The organism is Arthrobacter sp. P1_D12, from assembly GCF_056406175.1.
In genome coordinates, this window is record NZ_JBFUAR010000009.1 from 133,167 (window position 1) to 155,651 (window position 22,485).

Consider the following 22,485-nt stretch of genomic DNA (forward strand, 5'->3'; position numbering starts at 1 on the left):
TTTGACCAGAGTTATGCAGTTGGCTCTTGGACAGGTGACTTTGGAGTACCCCATGAACCATAAACTGCGTGTGCTTGTCCGGGTGGACGTCGATCCCGCACAGGTCACCCTCGAAATTACCGGCTGCGTTACCCAGTCTGACGCAGCAGCCCTCCTGCACATCGTGCGCCGCGCCTGCCGCCTCGAACCGGGCGCCGCCGTGGTCATCGACCTCCACGGCGCCTCCCACCTGGACCCTGAGGTGCTGCTGGACCTCCGGCGTCTCGCTGGTGCCGGACACCTGCCCGCTCCCGATGCCGGGGGCTCCGCAGAGGCCGGGCCGCTTCGTTTCGCCCTCGATGAGCCGGCGGTGCTGCCAATTTGCCTCGTGCACGTCGGCGCCGACGCCGAGGTCCTCGCCGGACTCGACACCGACCACCGCCCGGCCCCCGTCGCCGTCGCCGGGAACGGAGACAGCGAAGCTGCCGGACTGCTCGACGTCGGGCCCGGCTCCGGATCCGACTCCGGGCTGGGGGAGGCCAACAGCCCGCTGGCCGCGGAAACCGGCGGTCCCAGCGACCTTGGCTCCATCGACGGGCTGGCGCTTTCGGAGTACTTCGAGGGAACGCTGGATCCTGTGGCCACGGTCCGGGCACTGTCCGACACGGCGCTGTGCCGGCTCGCGGACGCTCTCTACCGCCACCTCGACACCAGCAGCCCGTCTTTCGGGGCGCACACCTGGTACGAGCTTGCGGCCGAAGAGCTTCAGAACCGCCACCTGCTCGATGACGGTGACCCGGCAGGGGACGAACTGGCGCAAGACACGGCCCTGGCCTGAGCCGGGACGAGACTAGGCTGTCGCTATGAACCCTCAAACAGCCTCTACATCCGGCAGCACAGCCCTGGTCACGGGCGCGACGGCAGGCCTTGGCGCCGAGTTCGCCCGCCAGCTCGCCGAGCAGGGCCACCGCGTGGTGCTCGTGGCCCGCGACGCCGGCCGCCTCGCGGCCACCGCGACGGAGCTGGGGAACAGCTACGGGACCGCGACGGAGACGATCGCCGCGGACCTGACCGACGACGCCGGGATTGCCGCCGTCGTCGCGCGCCTCAGTGACCCCGCGCGGCCGGTGGAGATCCTGGTCAACAACGCGGGAATCGGCCTGCTGCGGCCCTTCGAGGACAACGACATTGCCGAGGAGAAGAAACACCTGAAGCTCCATGTCGAAACCGCCATGGAGCTCAGCCATGCCGCCCTGCAAGGCATGCTCGGGCGCCAGTCCGGCAGGATCATCAACGTCGCCAGCGTGGCGGCCTTCCTGCCCCGCGGCACGTACTCGGCAGCGAAGGCCTGGCTGCTGAGTTTCTCGCGCTCGGCCAACATGGCCTATGCGGCGCGCGGGGTGAAGGTCACCGCCGTGTGCCCCGGCTTCACCCACACCGAGTTCCACGACCGGATGGGGATGGACAAGACGGCGACGCCGCGGTGGATGTGGCTCGAGGCCCGGCAGGTGGTCAGCGAGGGACTGGCGGATAACGCCAAGGGCAAGGCCGTCTCGATCCCCAGCAAGCGCTACAAAGTCCTGACCTCGGTTTCGCGGGTGCTGCCCTCAAAGCTCGTCGCCGGGCCGGCGCGGCGCGCCAAGTAACCGCCGGGTACGTCAGCGGACGGCCGGGCGCCGTCGGCGGATCAGTACGACGACGGCGATCCCGACGGCGGCGCCCACCAGTGTCTCGACGGCCCGTTCGGTCACCAGTACGGCGGGATTGGCCGGCGCGGCAAGCTGTCCGACCAGCAGGATCACCGGGGTGAAGGAGACCATGGCGAGGCCGTAGTGCCGGGTCATGAACAGCTCGGTGCTGAACTGCAACACGATCACGAGGCAGACCAGGACGGCGGCCTCCTGCCCGGGGAAGGCCAGCAGCGGTGACCCCGGCCACGGGAACAGGACCGCCGCGACCACCACGAGGCCGATCAGGGTGCCGACAATCCGGTGGATGCCGCGGTACACGCTGCTGGGCAGGTCCGCCCCGGCAAGCGGCACCGCCGCCGCGGCCATGGCCCAGTGCGGGTGGCCGCTGCCACTGAGGACCCCCAGGGTGCCGGCGCCGCCGACAGCGGTGACGTAGCGGGCGGCATGCAGCCACGCCGCCCGGCGCCCTGCCCCGCGCAGTATTATGACGTCCCGTCGCCTCCCGCGCTGCCAGGTGCGGCCGACAAACCAGCCGCCAAAGCCGACCAAGATGGAGAACGCGGCCGATCCCGCGGCGATGAGAAGGCCCGTGTGCCAGGGGGCGGCGGCGGGAACGGAGGCGCACGCGCCTAGGGCCAGGATCCCGAAGAAGGGACCGGCGGGTTTCAGGGCAGTCTTGTCCGTGAACAGCGAGCCCACGCCGGCGAACGCGGCCTCAATGATCACCAGGGCCCACGAATGAATGTGGTGGGCCGAGAGGAAGACGCCGACTCCTACGCCGGCAACCAGAAGGACAGCCGCCTGGCCTTGATGGCGGAGTCGGAGCTGGTGCGGCTCGGTGCGGCCGTACATGCCGGTCAGCGCGCCGAAAACGGCGTAGCCGGCCAGCTCGGGGCGACCGGCTGCCAGGAGCGCCAGGGACGGAACGGCCACGCTGATCGCCATCCGCCAAGCCGACACGTGGTCCTTGTTGGCCGGGGACAGGGTGTGCAGCGAACGGATGTGGTGCAGCAGGGACATCACGACCGCCTTTCCGGTTCCTGTGGTTTCAGTGGTTTCAGTGGTTCCCCGGATCCCGGGGGTTGGCGGGGGCCCCGGCGCCCGGGTGCTGATAGCGGTTCGGACACGCCTAAGGCCTGCCCGGATGCGTCCCCCAATGGGTAAGTATCCGGAACAGGCCTCAAAGGGCGGGGCTGTCAGCTACGTAGCCTGGACTACTGCTGCCGGTCCGGTCGGACCGGCGGGCTTAGGCTGTGGCCGGGACTTTCTCGGCTTCCCCGCGCCCTGCGGTGGAATCGACGGCCGGTGCGACCATGGGCATGTCCATGTGCTCGAGGTCGATCAGCGGGTTCTCGTCCTGCGTCGCGACCAGCTCGCGGGCCTCAGCCTGGGTGTCCACGCTCGGCATGGAGCCGGGCAGCGGCATCTGGGCGGATTCCTTGAGGAAGTAGATCGCTACTGCGCCGATCGCCGAGGTGGCCATCAGGTAGTAGGCCGGCATCATGTCGTTGCCGGTTGCGCTGATCAGGGCGGCAACGATGAACGGCGTGGTGCCGCCGAAGATGGCCACCGAGAAGTTGTACGCGATGCCCATGGCGCCGTAACGGCTGGCCGTCGGGAACTGGGCCGGCAGGGCCGACGCCAGGTTGGCCACGTAGAACGTCACGGGGAAGGCAATCAGGGAAAGGCCGGCCAGCGTGGACCAGATTTCACCGATGCCGATCAGCAGGAAGGCGGGGGTGGCGAGGACGACGGTGCTGATGGCGCCGATCCACAGCACGGGGCGGCGGCCGATCCGGTCGGAAAGCTTGCCGGTCAGCGGGATGCAGAGGCTCATGATGACCAGCACGGGGATGGTCAGCAGCGTGCCGTGCAGCTCGTCGTAGCCCTTGGATTCCGTCAGGTACGTCGGCATGTAGGAGGTCAGTGCGTAGCCGGCGGTGTTTGCCGCCGCGACCAGGATCATCGCGACGATGAGGGAGCGCCAGTACGCCTTCACGATGCCCACCGGGCCCTTGGAGGCTGTGATGTCCGAGGCGGTTGCGTCCTTGGCGAGGTTCTCCTGGGCATCCAGGGTTGCCTGGAACTGGGGGGATTCCTCGATCTTGCTCCGGAAGTACACGGCGATCAGGCCGAGCGGGCCGGCAAGGAGGAACGGGATGCGCCAGCCCCACTGCTCCATGGTGTCCTGGCCGAGGGTCAGCTGCAGCACCGAAACGAGGGCCGCGCCAAGGGCGAAACCGAGGTAGCTGCCCATGTCCAGGAAGCTGGCGAAGAATCCGCGGCGCTTGTCAGGGGCGTACTCGCTCACAAAGGTCGTGGCGCCGGCGTATTCACCGCCGGTAGAGAAGCCCTGGATAACTTTGAACAGGACCAGCAGGACCGCAGCCCAGATGCCGATCTGTGCGTAGCCGGGCAGGAGCCCGACGGCGAAGGTGCTGGCGGCCATGATCATCAGGGTCGCGGCGAGGACCTTCTGGCGGCCGATCTTGTCGCCAAGCCAGCCGAACACGACTCCGCCGAGGGGGCGGGCGATGAAGGTTGCGGCGAAGGTTCCGAGCAGGAACAGGGTCTGGACGGACTTGTCCGCCTCCGGCAGGAACACCGGTCCCATGGTGGTGATCAGGTAGCCGAACACGCCGACGTCGTACCACTCCATGGTGTTACCCACGATGGTGCCGCCGAGTGCCTTCTTGAGCATCGGCTGGTCGACAACGTTGACGTCGGACTCGCGGAGTCGACGGCGACGTAGCTTCGGTTTCTTCACACCCTTGGGTGCGCCTTGGTTGGTTCCGCTGGCGTCGATGACGCCTGCTGAAGAGTCGGTCGTGCTTCGGTCTGTGGGCATTTGGGAAGCTCCTAGGGAGATCATTTGCTTGCGACTTGTAGCTGCCCCGCTCTGGGCAGGCTTTCAATTTTACGGGAATTCTATGGAGTTTCCGAGTTGTGTGCCGTATGATCGCCCATTTCGGGTGCGAATTGGGGGCAATTCACTAATTTCTTTGCCCGCTTTCACCGCGCGGATACTGGGAACCGGCCATCCCTGCGGCGCCGCGCCCAAAATTTTCCGCGCCAGCCCTCGATTGCGGGGGTTTCCGACGGGATTCGGGCCGCCGGAAAGTCAGACGGCGGGCGCTACAGACATCTCCCCGGGGCAGTCCTACGATTGATGGACACTTCATTTCACAGCGGTTAATTACAGCGGAAAGGAAGATCAATGGCGGATCATCAGTTCGGAGAAGAAATCGAGCCCGAGGTCGCGAGCCATCTGGCGCAGTCCATGGCTGAAGCCCCGGGACCCGAGGCCCTGCACCACGCTCCCCCCGGGCCCGGCCAAGGACAGCAATGGCCGGACGGCAGCGGCAAGCAGCGGCACCCCAAGGACCGCGACAGCGCCCGCGGGCGGCAGGGCCAGCAGGTGGCCGCCGGCGCCATGCACCGGCAAAGCCGTCCGCAGCTGCCCCACCACGACTAGCCCCATCACCGCTGGCCCCCACACGGCTAGGGGCCGGCGGCAGGGTCTGCGACGACGTCGGCTGGCGCCTTATGCGCCACACCGGGTGCCGGAGCTTCCCGCTGCCGGTCCATTCCCCGAAGGTGACCTCACCGACGAGTTTTGCGCTCACCCAGTTGGCGTCTGCCGCGTCAGCGTCCGGCACGTCCCGGAACGGGGAGGTCTTCCGTGGCAGGGCGTCGAGTTGTTGCCTGAGTTCCTTGAGTTCACGGGTGCTGAAGCCGCTGCCCACCCGGCCTACATACCGTAGTTTCGAGCCGTCCGGAATCCCCAGCAGCAGCGAGCCCACGGATTCCCGGCGGCCCCCTTTCCCGGGCCGCCAGCCGCCCACCACCACCTCCTGGGTCCGTTCAACCTTGAGCTTGAGCCAGGACCGGCTCCGCTGGCCGACGTAGCGCCCGTCCGTGCGCTTGGCCATGACTCCCTCGAGCCCGAGCTCGGCGGCGCTTTCCAGGATGTGCGCGACGTCGCCATCGATCACGCCGGAGAGCTCCACCGGGGCGGCGGAAGAGCGGAAGAATTGCTCCAGCCGGCGGCGCCGCTCACTCAGCGGCTGGCGCCGCAGGTCCTGGCCGGCGTCGAAGAGCAGATCGAACAGCATCAGCCGCACGGGCGTCGACTCCTGCGCCCGGGCGACGTCGGCGGCCCTGCTCAGTTTCATCCGGCCCTGCAGCAGCCCGAAGTCGGGCCGGCCGGAGCGGCCGACGGCGATGATCTCGCCGTCGGCGACGAAGCCCTGCTCCGGCCAGCAGGACCGGGCCGTCAGCTCGGGGTAGCTCACTGACATGTCGATGCCGTTGCGGCTGATGAGCCGGACTGTCGTTGCGTCGCCGATCACCAGGGCCCGCACCCCGTCCCATTTGAGCTCGATCTGCCAGTCCAGGTCCGGAAGGTCCGCCAGGGTCCCGGAGGTGGCCAACATCGGGCTGAACCCGGAGGCGTCCGGGGCTCGTTCGGTGCCAGCGGCGGTTTCCGCTCCGCCCTCGCCGTGGCCGCGGCCGTCCGCTGAGCCGTCCTCCCCGCCGTCGTCCGCGGCCTCGTCGGTGTCTTTCTCCGTATTGTCCGCCGTGCCGGCCGGGCGCGGCGGCCCGGGACGGCCTTGCGGGCCCGCGGGGTCCATCAGGTGGATCAGCCACTGGTCATCGGCCCGGCCGGTGTGGATCAGGGCGAACCTGCGCGGTCCGCCGAGGCCGCCGCCCTCCGCTCCGGTCAGGGTGGCGATGACCTCCTTGCCCGCGATCCATTTTTCGCATTCGTAGTGTCCGTGGTCCCAGATGCTGACCGTCCCGGCGCCGTACTGGCCCTTGGGAATGTCACCCTCGAAGTCGGCGTAGTCCAGCGGGTGGTCCTCGGTCTGGACCGCGAGGTGGTTCTTGGTTTTGCTGGTCGGGACGCCCTTGGGCAGCGCCCAGGACACCAGCACGCCGTCGCGTTCCAGCCGGAAGTCGTAGTGCAGCCGGCTGGCGTGGTGCTCCTGGATGACGAACTTCTCCCGGCGTGTCCCGCCGTCGTCCCCGGCGTGGTGCCGGTCCGCGGTGAAGGGCTCGGGAGTGGCCGACCTGTCCCGTTTGGTGCGGTACTTTTCCAGCCGCGGATCGGTGTCGCCGCCGTCGCCGGCCGGCTCGGGAGAGATTTCTGCCAGTCCGCTGAGCCGGTGGTCCGCCCGGTGGTCCGGCGCGTGCGCCGGGGCTCCGGCGCCGTGCCGGCCGCCGGAAACCGGGGCGAACGGATCCTTGCCGGCTGCGACGCGCTTCATCACCTCCTGGAAATCCAGCTGGTGCAGCGACGCGGAGCTGAGTTCCCTCCATGTCCGCGGGGCGGCCACCGTAGGCCGGAGCCGGCCGCGCAGCGAGTACGGCACGATGGTGGTCTTGGCGGCGTTGTTCTGGCTCCAGTCCACCAGCACCTTGCCCGTGCGCAGGGTCTTTTTCATGTCACTGACAGCGAGATCCGGGTGGTCTGCCTCGAGCGAGCGGGCCAGTTCGCGGGCGAAGTCGGAAATCCGGTCCGAGCTCTGGGACCCGTCCAGGGCCGCGTAGAGGTGGATGCCCTTACTGCCGCTCGTCACCGGCACGGGGTCCAGACCAACGTCCTGGAGGATGGTGCGGGCCAACCTGGCCACCTCCACGCACTGCGCCAGACCCGCGCCCTCGCCCGGGTCCAGGTCCAGCACCAGCCGGTCGGGCGGCATGGCGTTGCCGTGGGAGTCAACCCGCCACTGCGGCACGTGGATCTCCAGGGCCGCGATCTGGGCCAGCCAGGTGAGGGTGGCGGGATCATTGACCAGGGGATATTGGATGGTCCGGTCCTTGTGCGTGATGGCGGCACGGGGCACCCAGCCGGGCGTTGAATGGTCCAGGTGCTTCTGGAAGAACATGTCCCCGGGGGCATCTGCGGTCCCGACGCCGTGGACCCAGCGCTTCCGCGTGGCCGGCCGGTTGCGGGCGGCGGGGATCAGCACCGGCGCGACGGCGGCGTAGTAGGCCAGGACGTCGGCCTTGGTGGTGCCCGTCTCCGGGTACATGATTTTTTCCAGGTTGGTGAGCACCAGTTCGCGTCCGTCCACGCGGACGCGTTCCTTACCGTTGGGCAAAACCCTTCACCTCCGCGCAACTGTGATGTTCACTTGATCCATGAGAGCCATCTGGAAAGGCGCAATAGCGTTCGGGCTGGTCAACGTGCCGGTCAAGGTCTACAGCGCCACCGAGGACCACGACATCAGCCTCCACCAGGTCCACAACGCCGACGGCGGCCGGATCCGCTACCAGCGCCGTTGCGAGGTCTGCAGCAAGATCATCGACTACGAGGACATCGACAAGGCCTACGAGGACGACGGCCGCACGGTGGTCCTGACGCGCGACGAGCTCAAGTCCATCCCGGCGGAAAACAGCCACGAAATCGAAGTGGTCCAGTTCGTCCCGGTCGACCAGCTCGATCCGATGATGTTTGAAAAGAGCTATTACCTTGAACCCGACTCCAAGTCGCCCAAGGCGTATGTGCTGCTGCGGCGCGCCCTCGAGGACACGGACCGGGTGGCAATTGTGCAGTTCGCGCTGCGGGACAAGACCCGGCTTGGCGCGCTGAGGATTCGTGACGAGGTCCTGGTGCTGCAGTCGCTGCTGTGGGCCGACGAGGTCCGTGAGGCCAGCTTTCCCGCACTCGAGACCTCCATCCGGATCTCGGCGCAGGAACGCGAGATGTCCGCGGCCCTGGTTGACTCGATGGCCTCCGACTTTGAGCCGGACCAGTTCACGGACGATTACCAGGAGCAGTTGCGCCAGCTGATTGAGGCCAAGCTGGACAAGGGGGAGTCGCTGGACACGGAGGAGACCTTCGGCGTCCCCGCCGAGGCCGGCGAGGGCGAAGTTATCGACCTGATGGAAGCCCTCAAGCGCAGCATCGAGAAAAAGCGCGGCGGTGGGCCGGCGGAGACTCCTGCCGGGGACTCCGGTTCTGCTGCGAAGGCCGCCCCGAGGACCTCCGCCACGACGGCGGCAGCCAAGTCCACAGGCACTAAATCCACGGCCGCCAAGACGGCGGCAACCAGGACTGGTTCGAAGACTGCGGCGGCTTCCAAGACTGAAGCGGCGCCTAAAGTGACGGCGTCGAAGCCGGCGCGAAAGCGTGCCTGAGCCCGGATGCCGGCTGGCGCCGTCGTGCACGTTAATCAGGAGTTCCGCAGGGCGGAGATGAGTTCGCTCTTCTTCTTGGCCGAGTAGCCTTTGAGGCCGATATCCTTGGCGCGTGCCTTCAGCTGCGGCACCGTCCAGTCCTCGTAGTCTCCGGCCTTGCCGCCCTTGCGGCCGACCGAGGAACGGCCCCGCTTGGCGGCGGCGTTGGAGATCCTGGCGGCTTTTTGCTTGGAGGCGCCGTCCTCGAGCAACTTCTCATAGAACTCGGGGTCCTTGATGCTGGGGCTCTCTGAGCCTTGGGGCTCGCCCTTCTTCGTTGGCATGGCTGCGCGATCATCTCCTTCGGCCGGGAACCACATGGGCGGCGGCCCGCGGTCGGTGCCGCCGGGGATTCCAAACTAGCCGCGCCTCGGGGCCGTGACAAGCATTTGCTAAGGCCCCTTATAAAAGTTGCCCTGACGGTCCGCCGCCAGAGCAACGCGGCAGGCAACGCGAAGGCCCGGCCGGCCCCTGATCGGGGGCGGCCGGGCCAACTGAAGCTGCCGGTGTTCCGGCGCGGGGCCGGAAGGTGAGGCTATTCGGCGTCGTGATCCGTCTCAAGGATCTGCACGAGGCGGTCAAGTGCGGCGTCGGCGCCCTCCCCTTCGGCACGCAACACCACAACTTCGCCGTGCGATGCGCCGAGGCTCATCAGCGACAGGATGCTGGCGGCGTCCATCGCCTCGTCCTCCGGCTCGCCCAGCCGGGCAATCGTGATCTCGAGGTTGTCGAACTCGCCTGCAGCCTCGGCGAAGATGGCGGCCGGACGGGCGTGCAGCCCGACCCGGCTGGCAATGGTGGCGTTACGTTCGGTCATTTCTGCTCCTTGAAGTCAGCTTGGGTGTTTGTCAGCTGTGAGTATCTGCTGGGAAAAGCGTCCTGGTTCAGGCGGCTACGGGAACCGTTTCCACCGTATCAACCGGCTTCTTGACTGCCCAGCGCTTGAGCCCGATCACGGCGAAGGCGCCGACAACGGTACCGGCCGCAATGGCGATGCAGAACCACAGGAACGAATCGATCGCGAAGAAGACGAAGATTCCGCCGTGGGGGGCCTTCGAGCCCACGCCGGCCGCCATCGAGATGGCACCGGTCACGGCGCCGCCGAGCATGCTGGCGGGGATGACGCGGAGCGGGTCAGCGGCGGCGAACGGGATGGCGCCTTCGGTGATGAAGGAGGCCCCCAGCAGCCAGGCAGCCTTGCCGTTTTCCTGTTCCGCAAGGCTGAAGAGCCTCTTGTTCAGCACGGTCGCGGCCAACGCCATGGCCAGTGGCGGGACCATGCCGGCGGCCATGACGGCCGCCATGATCTGCCACGGGGCCTGGTTGGTGATGGAGGCTGCGCCCAGGCCGGCGACTGCGAAGGAATAGGCAACCTTGTTGACGGGACCGCCGAGGTCGAAGCACATCATCAGGCCCAGGATGACGCCCAGGGCGATGGCGCTGGCACCGGTGAGGCCGGACAGGAACTCGTTGAGCCCGACAGTGACCCGGGCGATGTAGGCGCCCAGGAACACGAACAACAGGCCCGACGCCGCGAGCGACGCCACGAGCGGGATAACGACCACCGGCATCAGTCCGCGCAGCCAGCGGGCCACTTTAAGCTTGCCGATCGAATGGGCCACGTAGCCGGCGATCAGGCCGCCCACGATGCCGCCGAGGAACCCGGCACCCATGAAGACGGCAACGGCGCCGGAAACGAAGCCCGGGGCGATGCCGGGCCGGTCAGCAATGGCGTAGGCGATGTAGCCGGCCAGCGCGGGTACGAGGAAGCCCAGGGACAGGGCGCCGATCTTGAAGAGCACGGCCCCCAGGTAGGCGCCCAGCGGGCCCCAGGCCAGTTCCGGGTACGCGGTGGGCAGGTTAGTGAGGCTGTTCTCCGCCAGGATCTTGTCCGCGAAGGCGGTGATGTTGTAGCCACCCAGCAGGAAGCCGAGGGCGATCAGCAGACCGCCGCCAGCCACGAACGGGATCATGTAGCTGACACCGGTCAGGAGGGCCTTCTTCAGCTTCGTGCCGATGTGCTCACTCTTTTCCTCGGCGGCCATCTCGGCCTGCTCCTCGGCGCCGAAGTGGGGCACGCGGTGGGCGTGCGGGTTGTCCGCTGCGGCGAGAGCCTCGGCGACCATCTTGTCCGGTTCGTCGATGCCGCGCTTGACCGGCGCGTTGATCACCGGCATGCCGGCGAAGCGCTCCTTGCCGCGCACGTCGACGTCCACGGCGAAGATCACGGCATCGGCGGCGGCGATCACGGCGGGGTCGAGGGCCTTGGCGCCGGAGGATCCCTGGGTTTCGACCTGCAGGTCCACGCCGACCTCCTTGGCCGCGGCGACGAGCGAGTCGGCGGCCATGTAGGTGTGGGCGATGCCGGTGGGGCACGCGGTGACGGCGACGAGGCGCTTGGGCCCCTTGGCCTTCGCCGCGCCGGCACCTTCACCGGTTGCGGCCGCCGCGGCTGTGGCGCCGGCCGCGGATGCGGCGCCGGTCGCTTCGGCAGCGGTGTGGGCGGCCGGCTTGTCCGCCAGGGCGGCGTCGACGAGGTCGACAATTTCCGCCTGGGAGGTCGCGGCGCGCAGGCTGGCCGTGAAGTCCTTCTTGATCAGCGACCGCGCCAGCTTCGAAAGCAGCTTCAAGTGGTCCTGGTCCGCGCCCTCGGGAGCGGCGATGAAGAAGATGATGTCCGCGGGCCCGTCCTTGGCGCCGAAGTCGACCGGCTGGGACAGCCGCGCCATCGCCAGAGTGGGTTCGGTGACCGCCGTCGAACGGCAGTGCGGGATCGCGATGCCGCCCGGGACGCCCGTGGCGGTCTTGGATTCCCGGGCGTAGGCGTCGGCGAAAAGCCCTTCGGCCTCGGTGGCGCGTCCGGTGGCTGCAACCCTGCCTGCCAGATGCCGGATCACGTCCTCGGGCGAGCTGCCCAGATTCTGGTCGAGCTCGACCAGTTCGGTAGTAATGAGCTGTGTCACTGTCAATCCTTCCGGAGGGCCGTGATGGTTACGGCATCAGGGGTGGTTTGGTTGACTGCCGGGACAGTGGAGCCAGGCAGGGAAGCGGCGGCGGCACCATGGGCCACCGCCTGACGGAGGCAATCGACCGGGGCGGCGCCCTGGCTGGATGCGAGCAGGTATCCGGCCAGCGAGGAATCGCCGGCGCCGACAGTGCTGACCGCGGTGACCGGCGGGTGCGTGGCCAGCCACGCGCCGTCGGCCGTCACAAGAACGGCACCCTTGGAGCCGAGGGTGGCCAGTACGGCACCCACTCCGGAGCGCACGACGGCGGAGGCGGCAGCTGCTGCAGCTTCCGGGTCCGCTTCGAGCTCCTCGGCGGACTTGTTCGTGGCGAAACCGGCTGCGGCAGCCAGTTCCACCAGTTCCTCGGCGTTGGGTTTCAAGAGGTCCGGTTTTCCCGAGGTGTCGCCGGAGACCGCTGCGGCGAGGGGTTCGCCGGATGAATCGACGGCGACCCGTGGTGCGGCCTCGCCGTCGAACAGGGAACGCAGCCGCCGGGTGACGGTCGCGTAGAAGTCGGCCGGGACCCCGGGTGGGAGCGAGCCGGCCAGGACTACCCAGGCGGCACCGCGGGCGTGGTCCAGCAGCAGGCTGATCAGGGCCTCCTGCTGGTCCTCGCTGAGGGCCGGTCCGGGTTCATTGATCTTGGTGGTGACGCCGCCGGGCTCGGTGAGGGCCACGTTGCTGCGCAGCGGCTCGCCAATCGGCAGGGCCGCGAACGGAACGTCGGTCTCCCGCAGACCGGTGAGGACGGGGTCGGCCTCGGCGCCGGGGAGAACGGCGACTGTCTTCAGCCCCGACGCGACGAGGGCGCGGGAGACGTTGACTCCCTTGCCGCCGGATTCCTGGCGGACGGAGATGGCCCGCTGAACTTCCCCGCGGAGGAGGGGGCCGGGCAGCGCCACGGTGCGGTCCAGGCTGGGGTTGGCGGTGAGGGTGACAATCACGCGACCACCACCTCCACTCCGGCTTCCGCAAGGGCGTCGGCGAGTTCCCGGCTGGGTTGCGAGTCTGTGATCACGGTGTCCAGATCTTTCAACGAGGCGAACTGGACCAGCGTTTCCGCGTCCAGCTTGGAGGAGTCAGCCAGCACTACAATGCGGCGCGCTGATTGGACGAAGGCAGCCTTGACAGCGGCTTCTTCAGGATCGGGTGTGCTCAGCCCGAAGGCTGCATGGATGCCGTTGGTGCCGATGAAGGCGATGTCCGGGCGGATCCGGCGGGCGGCTTCCACCGTGGACTGGCCGACCGCGGCCTGGGTCAGGCCGCGGACCTTGCCGCCGAGCAGGTGCAGGGCGATCCCGGGTCCGCCGGACAGCCGGGACGCGATGGGCAGGGAGTGGGTGATGACGACGAGTTCGGCGTCGGACCCAGATGCCGCAACGGTGCCCTGCGCGGCGGCTCCGGCGGCCCGGGCGGACAGGAGTTCGGCGAGGGCCTCCGTGGTGGAGCCGGCATCGATCAGGATGCTGCCGGTGAGGCCCTGGGGAATGAGGGCCAGGGCGGCCTCGGCGATCCGGGTCTTCTCGGGCTGCCGCTGGACGGTCCGTTCCAGGATGCTTTCTTCCGTGGTGCTGAAGCGGTCCGGGGAGACCGCGCCGCCGTGCACCCGGCGGACGCTTCCGGAGGCTTCCAGGGCGGCGAGGTCCCGGCGGATGGTTTCGGTGGTGATGCTGAAACGCTCGGCCAGGTCCGTGACACTGGCCCGGCCGCTGGCGTAGATGAGCCCCACGATCAGCTGCTGGCGTTCTTCGGCGAACACTTACCCTCCATTGCGTACTGCGTCTGACTTGTTTTCTGTTCTGGCCGTGCGTTGGGCTGGAAATGCGCCCCGGCCGCTTCGGTGACTCCCGTCACATGAAGTGGAATTATTTGACTTTATCTTTGTTCTTGTTGGTTTGTCAATGAAAAACCACATGAACGCAGAAGGGTGGGCTTTCGCCGCGGGACATGCCCAGTGGCCGGGCCGGTCCCGCCGGGGACATGTCCAGTGTTCGGGCCGCGGAGTGGGCACTTGGGGGATATGTCCATGGGCTGCCGCGGGGGTTGGGCATGTGCTGCGCTTGGTGTGGTTGCGGGCCGGGCATCTGGGGGCATGTCCAGTGTTCGGGCCGCGGAGTGGGCATTTGGGGGATATGTCCATGGGCTGCCGCGGGGGTTGGGCATGTGCTGCGGTTGGGGTGGTTGCGGGGCGGGCGCCGGGGGACATGTCCAGTGGTCGGGCCGGGGAGTGGGCCCGGATGGCGGAAGCCGGGCCCGACCTCGAGGTCCGGCCCGGCTTCCGGGTCGTTGGATTCCGCGCCGCTTAGTGGGTGCGGGGAAATCTCAGATGCCTGCGTCGCGGCTCTCATTGCGGGTGATGGTCTCGCCGGTGTTGGGGTCCACTACCGTGCGGCTTTCGCTGACCCGGCGCGTGCGGCCCCGTCCTGGGCCGGCGAGGACGAGAGAAGCGATGAGTCCAAGCACGCCGACCGCCATCAGGATGTAGCCGATCATGGCCTGGTTCACATTGGGGATCAGCCCCGGGGCGACGGCCCAGGCGAGGATGGCGCCGATGGCGATGAGGAAGATTGCGGAACCGATTCTCATAACGTGCTCCTTGATGCCCGGGGGCGGGCTGATGATGGTAAGCATGCTGTCCAGCGTCACGCTACAACCCCGCCCCGGCTGTTTCAATGAAGCGCCCTCCGCCCCGCGGGGAAATTTCCGCGCCGGTTTCGGCCAGCCGCGCCTTTTCCGGACGGATGCGCCACGGATCCGGGGGGGGCGGAGGTCCGCTTACGCCGCGGAAACCGCGGAGCGCGGCCCGTGCGGGGCGGGACGCGTGGCGGTGCTGGATAGGCTGAGCCAATGGAGACGGTGATCTGGTCGAAACCCGAACACGAACGCGGTGGCACCCCGCTGCTGGTGATGCTGCACGGCTACGGTACGGACGAATTCCGCATGTCCAAGCTGTTCGCTTCCCTGCCGCCCGAGTTCAGCTGCGCCGCCCTGCGTGGACCCAAGGACATTGGAGACCACTACGGCTGGTTCCTGCTGGACTATTTCCTCACCCACGACTTTGCCGACGTCATCGCCTCCACGAACGCGGTCTTCGCCTGGATTGAGTCGGTCAAAGCCCGGCACAGCAGCGTCAGCCTGTTCGGATTTTCGCAGGGGATGGCGATGGCCAGCACGCTCCTGCGGCTCCGGCCGGAACAATTCCGCGCAGCTGTGGGGCTCTCGGGTTTTGTCCTGGACAACGAACTGCTGGCGATGAGCGAATCGTTCACCGCCCGGCCGCCGTTCTTTTGGGGCCGGGACAAGGGCGACGTCGTCATCAACGACGCGGCTACCGAGCACACCGAGGCGTGGCTGAACCGGAATACCCAGCTCACGGCCAGGACTTATCCGGGCATGGGCCACACGATTTCGAAGCCCGAACTCGTGGACGTCAGCGCGTTCCTGCGGCACTACGTCCTGCGCTGACCGGGCGCTGACCGGGCGCTACATCCTGCGTGACCAAGGCGCTACCAAGGCGCTGACCGGGCGCTACATCCTGCGTGACCAAGGCGCTACCAAGGCGCCGACCGGGCGCTGACCAGGACGCCCGCCGGGCCCTGCCAACCCCCGGCCAAGCGGGCCTGCCAACCCGCTCCCAATCCGCTGCCAAACTCCGGATCATCCACTTGCATGCCAAATATGTAAGCGCTTACAATCGACCTCGGCCATGAACACCGGGCCCACTACTTCGGGGGGAAGAAAGGGCTGAGCCCGTGCCGCAGGCCAACACCCCGCGCGTGAGCATCCAGGACGTCCCCGCGCTCCCCGGACTCTCCATCTGCACCGTCTCCTCCGGACCTCGTGCTCGACGCCGGCTCCGGCATCGAAGGCGGCCGGCTGGCCATGGTGGAGCCTGTGGAAAACCCAGGGATGCCGTCCGCGATCCTCGCTCGTTGCGACGGGACAGCCTGCTGTGTGCTCATGGCCATTCGGGAGCCCGGTTTGTCAGCGCCGGAAAACGTGTCCATCATAGGAATAGACGATCATCAGATGAGTTGGTTCCTGGGCCTGACCACAATTGCCCAGCCACTGGCCGACCAGGGCGCGTTCGCGGCCAACCTGCTGATTGAAAGACTTCATCGCTCAGGACTTGCCAATCCGCCGCCTGCCAGTCCGCCGTCGAACCATCTGCCGGACACCACATTCGTAGAGCGCACCGGCACACGCCGACGCTGATCCGCACGGCGTCCGACGCCGGAACGGCCCCAAACGAGCAGCCCTGAACTGCCTGCCTTAGACCATCGCTTTGACCAAACCGTCTTGCCTGCCCGTCGTCTGAAAGGACCTCGACTCATGACTGTAGTTCCCGACACCTCCGGCCTCGCCGGTGCGCTCTCCGGTGCAACCGCCATCCTTTTTGACCTCGACGGCGTCCTGACCCCCACCGCCGTGGTGCACGAGCACGCCTGGAAGCAGCTCTTTGACGGCTTCCTGGCCTCGGTCCCCGGTGCTGAGCCGTACCGTGAGAGCGACTATTTCGACCACATCGACGGCAAGCCGCGGTTTGACGGGGTCCGGGACTTCCTGGCCTCCCGCGGGATTGTGCTGCCCGAGGGCCCGGTGAACGACGAGCCCGCGCATGACACGGTCCACGGACTCGGCAACCGCAAGAATAAGGTCTTCAACGACATCGTCGAGGCCGGTGGAGTCCAGCCGTACGAGGGCTCCGTCCGGCTGGTTGAGGCCGCGCTGGCCCGCGGGCTCAAGCTCGCCGTCGTCTCCTCTTCCCGCAATGCCCCTGCCGTGCTGAAGGCTGCCGGCCTGTCCGACTACTTCCCGGTGGTGGTCGACGGCGTCGTCGCCGTCGCCGAGGGACTGCCCGGCAAGCCCAGCCCGGCCACCTACGAATACGCCGCGCGGCTCTTGGGCCTGCCGAGCCAGGAGTGCGTCGTGGTGGAGGATGCCGTCTCCGGCGTCCAGGCCGGCAGCGCGGGAGACTTCCGCTCGGTGATCGGCGTCGACCGCGGCGCCGGCCGGCAGACCCTGCTCGACGCCGGGGCCACGGTCGTGGTCAACGACCTCGCCGAACTGCTCTAGCCCGGCCCGCTCACCCCACCGCCCAACCCACTGCCACTCCCGCCGAAGGAACCCCCCAAACCATGGCTCTCATCACCTCGGACCGCGCCCGGTTCCCCAACGATCCCTGGCAGCTGGTCGAGACCGTTCACCTCCCCGGCAATGCCGGCACCCTGGAGACCCTGTTCAGCCTCGGCAACGGGCACCTGGGCATCCGCGGCGCGCACTGGGGTGCCGCGGACGCCGAACTTCCGGGAAGCTTCATCAACGGCTTCCACGAGACCTGGGACATCAAGCACGCGGAAAACGCGTACGGCTTCGCCCGCACCGGCCAGCGGATCCTCTACGTCCCGGACGCCAACAACTTCACCGTCATCATCGACGGCGAGCCGCTGAGCCTGGAGGAGTCCACCGTGCTGGACTACCGCCGGTCGGTGGATTTCGCCACGGGTATCTACGAGTGCCGGATCACCTGGCAGTGCCGTTCCGGTGCGACCGTGACCACCACGGAACGGCGCGCCGTCGGTTACGCAACCCGCGGGGCGCTGGGCATCAGCCTCGAAGTGGCGGCCGACCGGGATATCTCCGCGGACGTCACGTCCTCGGTCATCAACCGCCAGGACCAGCCGGTGGAGGACCACTCCGCCCATGATCCGCGCCGCGCCGGCCGGCACGCCGGCCGCGTGCTGCTGCCCCTTCGGCTCGACGGCGGGGACGGCTCCCTGCGCCTGTCCTGGGAAGCCTCGGAATCCAAGCAGCGGCTCGGGATGGCCGTGGATCACTGGACCTCGGCCGGCGTGCAGCCGTTCGACACCCAGGTGGACCAGGACGACAGCAGCGTGCGCTACGTGCTCGCCGTCAGCGCGGACGCACCGTTCCTGTTGGAGAAGAGCGTCAGCTACGCCGTGGGCCAGGCCGCCGAGGACCTCGCCGACAGTGCCGAAGCCAGCCTCAAGCCGGTCAGCGAGATCTTCGCCGAGAGCGAGGACCACTACCGCGCCTACTGGAGCACGGGCGACATCGTCCTGGCGGGCCAGACCGAGCTCCAGCAGGGGGTGCGCTGGAACCTCTTCCAGCTCGCGCAGGCCACGGCCTGCGCCGATGTGGCCGGCATCCCGGCCAAGGGCGTGTCCGGCTCCGGCTACGACGGCCACTACTTCTGGGACCAGGAGGTGTACCTGCTGCCCTACCTGACCTACACGAACCCGGGCAACGCCCGCCAGGTCCTGGAATTCCGCCACGACCTCCTGCCCGAGGCGAAGATCCGCGCCAAGGAACTCAGCGTCGACGGCGCGCTCTTCCCCTGGCGCACCATCAACGGACTCGAGGCCAGCGCCTACTACGCGGCCGGCACAGCACAGTTCCACATCGCCGCCGCGATCGCCTTCGCGACCAACCGGTACATCTGGGCCAGCGGGGACGCCGAGTTCCAGGCCACCCTAGGCTCCGATCTGCTGATCGAGACTGCACGGATGTGGGTCTCACTCGGCTTCTTCGGCAAGGACGGACTGTTCCACATCCACGGCGTCACGGGCCCCGACGAGTACACCGCCGTCGTCAACGACAACCTGTACACGAACGTCATGGCGCGCTTCAACCTGCGCGCCGCGGCGGCGCTGGACCACCCGGAGATCGACGACGCCGAACGCCAGCTCTGGGAGCAGGCAGCCAACCGCATGCAGCTGCCCTACGACGAGGACCTCCAGGTCCATTCCCAGGACAACGACTTCATGACGCTGGAACCGTGGGACTGGACCACGCCCCGGTCCAAGTACCCGCTCCTGCTGCACTTCCACCCGTTGGTGATCTACCGGCACCAGGTCCTTAAGCAGGCCGACACCGTGCTGGCCATGTTCCTGCAGTGGCAGGACTTCACCGCCGAGGAAAAGCGGCGCGCCTTCGATTTCTACGACCCCATCACCACGGGCGACTCCACGCTGTCCGCCTGCGTCCAGGGCATCATGGCGGCCGAGGTCGGCTATGGCAAGGCCGCGCTGGACCACTTCACCCACGCCCTGTTCATCGACCTCGACGACACCCACGGCAACACGATCGACGGCGTCCACATCGCCTCCACCGGCGGGGTGTGGAGCTCGCTGGTGAGCGGCTTCGCCGGGCTGCGGGACCAGGGCGCGGTGCCGTACTTCGATCCCCGGTTGCCTGCCGAATGGGACGGCCTCGAGTTCCACCTGAAGATCCAGGGCAGGCTCCTGCACGTCGGGCTCGAGCAGGATTCGATCAGCCTGACCGTCCGCGACGGCGCGCCGCTGGAGGTCGACGTGCGCGGGGAACTGCTCACGGTCGACGGCGGCCCGGTCCGGGTCCCGCTGGCGCCCGTCACCGCCCCGGAACCGACCATCTTCCCCAGCGGCCTTCCGACGTCGTCGATCCCGGTGGTGCGCGCCGCAGTCTAAACCGGGCCGGGCTGCCCTGGTCCGGAGGATTCGGCAGGGGTCGGGGCGTCGGCGGGCTCCTCACCGCCGGCAAGGGGGTGGGCCAGTTCATCGGCCGGCATCCGCGCCACGGCCATCGCGACGACGGCCATCGCCGGGCACACGGTCCCGGCGACGAGGAAGATCAGCCACACCGGCAGCACCTCGGCGGCCGGCCCGGCGAGTGCCATGGAGACCGGCATGAGGGCCAGGGATACAAAGAAGTCCAGGCTCGAGATGCGGCCCAGCAGATGCGGCGGCACCCGGCGCTGGAGCAATGTTCCCCAGATCACCATGCCCACGCCGCCGGTGGCGCCGAAGATGAAGAGGGCGGCGGCCACGGCCCAGAAACTGTCCATGATTCCGACGGCGGCGATCGGCAGGCTTCCCGCTCCCCAGGACACCATCATCACGGTGAGGTAGCGGCGCGGGAGGGGAAAAGAAGCCGTGGCCAGCGAGGCTGCGGCACCGCCCACGCCCATGATGGCGAGCAGGAAACCGAACATGCGCGCGTCCCCGCCGAGCTGGTCCCGGACCACGAAGGGGATCAGGACCTCGATGGGGCCGATCAGGAACAGCACCGAAATGCAGGCCCAGAGCAGGGTCCACAGCAGCCAGAGCGTCCGGACGGTGTAGCTGACGCCCTCGCGGAGATCGTGGCGCAGGGACGCCTTGGCCCGCGACTGGCCAGATTCGGTAGCCTCTCCGCTGACCGGGACCCCTGCCGCGGGCTGGCGGTGGAGGAGGTTCAGGATGCAGAAGGCCACCAGATGGCAGGCCGCCACTCCGGTGACGGCGTAGGCGGGGGACAGGGCCGCCACCAGGATGCCCGCAACGGCCGGTCCGGCGGCCTGCTGCAACAGCGGCCGCATGGTGCCTTCCAGGCCGTTGGCCGCCAGCAGGTCCTCGGGCGGCAGGATCCGCGGCAGGATGGCGGAGTAGGCGGGGAAGAAGAACGCAGCCCCGACGCCGAGCACGAAGGCCCCCAGCGCGAGATGCCACAGCTCGAGCAAGCCGGCCAGGGCCAGCCCGCTGACAGCGGCAACGACGGCGAGGTTGGCGCCCTCGACCGCGATGATCAGGAGCCGCTGGGGCAAACGGTCCGCGGCGATGCCGCCGGCCAGCAGAAACGTCACCAGCCCGACGCTGCCCGCCGCAGCCACGACCGAAAGCTCCAGCGGTCCGCCGCCCAGGTGGATCACCTCGTAGACCATCGCGACGGCCCACATCCCGGAACCGAAGATGGAGATGGCCAGCGCCGTGATCAGCACGCGGTACTCCCGGTGCGCGAAGGGGCGGAGGGCTCGCAGGGCGGGCATGGGCCCAGTCTAGTAGCCAGCCGCGCGGCCGGGCTGAGACCCCTCCGGGGCGCAGCGGCGACCCCGCCTGCCTGCCCGTGTGTAGTGTTAAGTGCACTTAGTTTTATGGTTCCGACGAGAGGCGATCATGGCCAAGCGCAGCAACCCGGCAATGAAGATTGCCCAGGAAACAGCCCACAGCGCGATGTTCGACGCCGCAGGCCAGCCCCGGCCCGGCCTGCACAAGGTGCTCCTGCGGGCGGTTGAAGTCCAGCGGCCGCTGGTGCTGGCCAATATCCGCAGGCTTCAGCGCAGGCATCCGCACGCCACCGCGGCGCAGCTCGCCGCCATCCTGGAGCGCGACTACCTGCTGGCCGTCACCGGCGGCGGTGCGCTGGTCGGCGGGGCCGCCGTGATTCCGGGCGTCGGAACTGCGGCCGCACTGGGTCTCTCGGCCGCCGCAGCAGTCGGGTTCCTCGAAGCCACCGCACTGTATTCCACGGCTCTTGCTGAACTGCACGGCATCCGGATGGTGGACCCGGACAGAGCCAGCACCCTGGTCATGGCGGTCATGCTGGGCGAGGAAGGCACCCAGCTGCTGAGCTCGCTGAGCGGACAGGCGGCGGGCCGGGGCAAGGGGCCCACCCAGGCGTGGACCGCGGCCTTCACCCGCCGCGTCCCTCTCGCCGGCTTCGGTACAGTGCGGGCCAAGATGCAGACGATGTTCCTGCGCTCCCTGCTCAAGACCCAGGGCACAGCCTGGCTGGGCCGTGCCCTGCCCTTCGGTATCGGCGCCGTCGTAGGCGGCGTGGGCAACCGGGTGATGGGCCATGCGGTCGTCGCGAACGCCAAGGAAGCCTTCGGGCCCATCCCGGACACGATTCCGGGAGAACTGCAGGCCCTTGCGGAAACCACCGGCCCGGCCGCGCTCTACGAAACTTCCCTGGACGCGCAGCCGGACGGCGGCGCGTCGGGCGGCGGCACCCAGGACAGCGGCCGCCCGGACGGCGGCACCCGGGGCAGCGGCGCTCCGAAGACTTCAACGAAGGACGGCGGCACGTTTTGGATCTGAACACTGACCTGGGGGAGTCCTTCGGGACCTGGACCAAGGGCGCCGACGCCGCGATGTTTCCGCTGGTCACGAGCGCCAGCGTGGCCTGCGGGATGCACGCCGGGGACCCCGTGACCATGCTGGACACCTGCCGGGCGGCGTACGAGCTCGACGTCAACGTCGGTGCCCACATCGGCTACCCGGACCTGGCCGGCTTTGGCCTGCGCTCGCTGGATATGACCTTTGACGATCTCTTCGGCGCGGTCCTCTACCAGCTCGGGGCGCTCGACGGCGTCGCCCATGCCGTGGGCGCCTCGGTGGACTACGTCAAGCTGCACGGGGCGCTCTACGACCGCACCGTGCACGACGGCGAGCAGGCCTCCGCCGTGATCGCCGCTATCCAGGCCTACGATCCCGGACTGCCCGTCCTCGGCTTCCCCGGCTCAGCCCTGCTGGAAATCGCCAAGGAAGCCGGGCACCCCGTCTTCTCCGAGGCCTTCGCCGACCGTGCCTACTTCCCCGACGGCACCCTCGTGCCGCGCACCGAGGTGGGGGCGGTGATGCTCGACGCCGGACAGGTTGCCGAGCGGGCGGTCAGGCTCGCCACAAAGGGCGAAATCGAGGCCGTCGACGGCACCGTGCTCCGGATCGAGCCGCAGTCGCTGTGCCTCCAGGGCGACACCCCCGGCTCCGTTGCCGCGGCGACCGCGATCCGTGCGGCGCTGGAGGCTGCCGGCGTCGAGCTGGAAAGCTTCGCCTGAACCGCTGGCCCTGACCCGCTGGCCC

19 protein-coding genes are annotated in these 22,485 nt (G+C 68.3%); 9 read left to right on the forward strand and 10 right to left on the reverse strand.

The window, feature by feature from the left end; translation table 11 throughout:
• Positions 1–52: 52 nt before the first annotated feature.
• On the forward strand, positions 53–817 hold the full coding sequence (locus AC1DZV_RS08690; protein WP_476950691.1) for a hypothetical protein: 765 nt from the start codon (positions 53–55) through the stop codon (positions 815–817).
• 25 nt (positions 818–842) lie between these two features.
• Positions 843–1,625, forward strand: a complete 783-nt coding sequence (locus AC1DZV_RS08695; protein ID WP_476950692.1) for an SDR family NAD(P)-dependent oxidoreductase — start codon at positions 843–845, stop codon at positions 1,623–1,625.
• A 12-nt stretch (positions 1,626–1,637) separates the two neighbouring features.
• On the opposite strand, the gene AC1DZV_RS08700 is transcribed toward AC1DZV_RS08695, so the two are convergent.
• The 3 genes from AC1DZV_RS08700 to AC1DZV_RS08710 form a co-directional block, all read right to left on the reverse strand.
• Complete coding sequence (locus AC1DZV_RS08700) at positions 1,638–2,690, reverse strand: FUSC family protein (protein WP_476950693.1); 1,053 nt, start codon at positions 2,688–2,690, stop codon at positions 1,638–1,640.
• Between the two features lie 226 nt (positions 2,691–2,916).
• Positions 2,917–4,518, reverse strand: a complete 1,602-nt coding sequence (locus AC1DZV_RS08705; RefSeq protein WP_476953471.1) for an MFS transporter — start codon at positions 4,516–4,518, stop codon at positions 2,917–2,919.
• Between the two features lie 145 nt (positions 4,519–4,663).
• The gene (locus AC1DZV_RS08710; protein WP_476953472.1) at positions 4,664–7,750 is read right to left on the reverse strand and encodes an ATP-dependent DNA ligase; all 3,087 of its coding nucleotides are present in this window, start codon (positions 7,748–7,750) and stop codon (positions 4,664–4,666) included.
• A gap of 67 nt (positions 7,751–7,817) precedes the next feature.
• Between AC1DZV_RS08710 and ku the strand changes: the two genes are divergently transcribed.
• Positions 7,818–8,816, forward strand: a complete 999-nt coding sequence (ku, locus tag AC1DZV_RS08715) for a non-homologous end joining protein Ku (protein WP_476953473.1) — start codon at positions 7,818–7,820, stop codon at positions 8,814–8,816.
• A gap of 35 nt (positions 8,817–8,851) precedes the next feature.
• On the opposite strand, the gene AC1DZV_RS08720 is transcribed toward ku, so the two are convergent.
• The 6 genes from AC1DZV_RS08720 to AC1DZV_RS08745 all read right to left on the reverse strand — a co-directional run bounded on the left by AC1DZV_RS08720 (position 8,852) and on the right by AC1DZV_RS08745 (position 14,449).
• Positions 8,852–9,139: a DUF7218 family protein gene (locus AC1DZV_RS08720; protein ID WP_476953474.1), complete on the reverse strand. Its 288-nt coding sequence runs from the start codon at positions 9,137–9,139 to the stop codon at positions 8,852–8,854.
• Positions 9,140–9,390: 251 nt separating this feature from the next.
• On the reverse strand, positions 9,391–9,672 hold the full coding sequence (locus AC1DZV_RS08725; protein ID WP_018774864.1) for an HPr family phosphocarrier protein: 282 nt from the start codon (positions 9,670–9,672) through the stop codon (positions 9,391–9,393).
• Between the two features lie 67 nt (positions 9,673–9,739).
• A complete protein-coding gene (locus AC1DZV_RS08730; RefSeq protein ID WP_476953475.1) occupies positions 9,740–11,818 on the reverse strand; it encodes a PTS fructose transporter subunit IIABC in 2,079 nt (692 codons plus the stop codon).
• A gap of 2 nt (positions 11,819–11,820) precedes the next feature.
• The gene (locus AC1DZV_RS08735; protein WP_018774862.1) at positions 11,821–12,807 is read right to left on the reverse strand and encodes a 1-phosphofructokinase family hexose kinase; all 987 of its coding nucleotides are present in this window, start codon (positions 12,805–12,807) and stop codon (positions 11,821–11,823) included.
• Positions 12,804–13,622, reverse strand: a complete 819-nt coding sequence (locus tag AC1DZV_RS08740) for a DeoR/GlpR family DNA-binding transcription regulator (protein WP_223914650.1) — start codon at positions 13,620–13,622, stop codon at positions 12,804–12,806. Before AC1DZV_RS08740 ends, AC1DZV_RS08735 begins: the two co-directional genes overlap by 4 nt.
• A gap of 563 nt (positions 13,623–14,185) precedes the next feature.
• Complete coding sequence (locus AC1DZV_RS08745) at positions 14,186–14,449, reverse strand: DUF6458 family protein (protein WP_476953515.1); 264 nt, start codon at positions 14,447–14,449, stop codon at positions 14,186–14,188.
• A gap of 261 nt (positions 14,450–14,710) precedes the next feature.
• Between AC1DZV_RS08745 and AC1DZV_RS08750 the strand changes: the two genes are divergently transcribed.
• From AC1DZV_RS08750 to AC1DZV_RS08765, 4 genes are all read left to right on the forward strand, one after another.
• Positions 14,711–15,328, forward strand: a complete 618-nt coding sequence (locus AC1DZV_RS08750) for an alpha/beta hydrolase (protein WP_476945447.1) — start codon at positions 14,711–14,713, stop codon at positions 15,326–15,328.
• Positions 15,329–15,703: 375 nt separating this feature from the next.
• Positions 15,704–16,078, forward strand: a complete 375-nt coding sequence (locus tag AC1DZV_RS08755) for a substrate-binding domain-containing protein (RefSeq protein ID WP_476953476.1) — start codon at positions 15,704–15,706, stop codon at positions 16,076–16,078.
• Between the two features lie 117 nt (positions 16,079–16,195).
• Positions 16,196–16,939, forward strand: a complete 744-nt coding sequence (locus tag AC1DZV_RS08760; RefSeq protein ID WP_223914646.1) for an HAD family hydrolase — start codon at positions 16,196–16,198, stop codon at positions 16,937–16,939.
• A 62-nt stretch (positions 16,940–17,001) separates the two neighbouring features.
• Positions 17,002–19,332: a glycoside hydrolase family 65 protein gene (locus AC1DZV_RS08765; protein ID WP_476950698.1), complete on the forward strand. Its 2,331-nt coding sequence runs from the start codon at positions 17,002–17,004 to the stop codon at positions 19,330–19,332.
• On the opposite strand, the gene AC1DZV_RS08770 is transcribed toward AC1DZV_RS08765, so the two are convergent.
• Positions 19,329–20,669 (reverse strand): MFS transporter, encoded by a 1,341-nt coding sequence (locus AC1DZV_RS08770; RefSeq protein ID WP_476953477.1) that lies wholly within the window; start codon positions 20,667–20,669, stop codon positions 19,329–19,331. The two genes, AC1DZV_RS08765 and AC1DZV_RS08770, sit on opposite strands and share 4 nt — an antisense overlap.
• Before the next feature lie 127 nt (positions 20,670–20,796).
• On the opposite strand from AC1DZV_RS08770, the gene AC1DZV_RS08775 reads away from it, so the two are divergent.
• Both AC1DZV_RS08775 and AC1DZV_RS08780 read left to right on the forward strand, forming a co-directional pair.
• A complete protein-coding gene (locus AC1DZV_RS08775) occupies positions 20,797–21,720 on the forward strand; it encodes a hypothetical protein (RefSeq protein WP_028276584.1) in 924 nt (307 codons plus the stop codon).
• Positions 21,711–22,460, forward strand: a complete 750-nt coding sequence (locus tag AC1DZV_RS08780; protein ID WP_476950700.1) for a LamB/YcsF family protein — start codon at positions 21,711–21,713, stop codon at positions 22,458–22,460. The genes AC1DZV_RS08775 and AC1DZV_RS08780 overlap by 10 nt, the downstream gene beginning before the upstream one ends.
• Positions 22,461–22,485 lie beyond the last annotated feature (25 nt).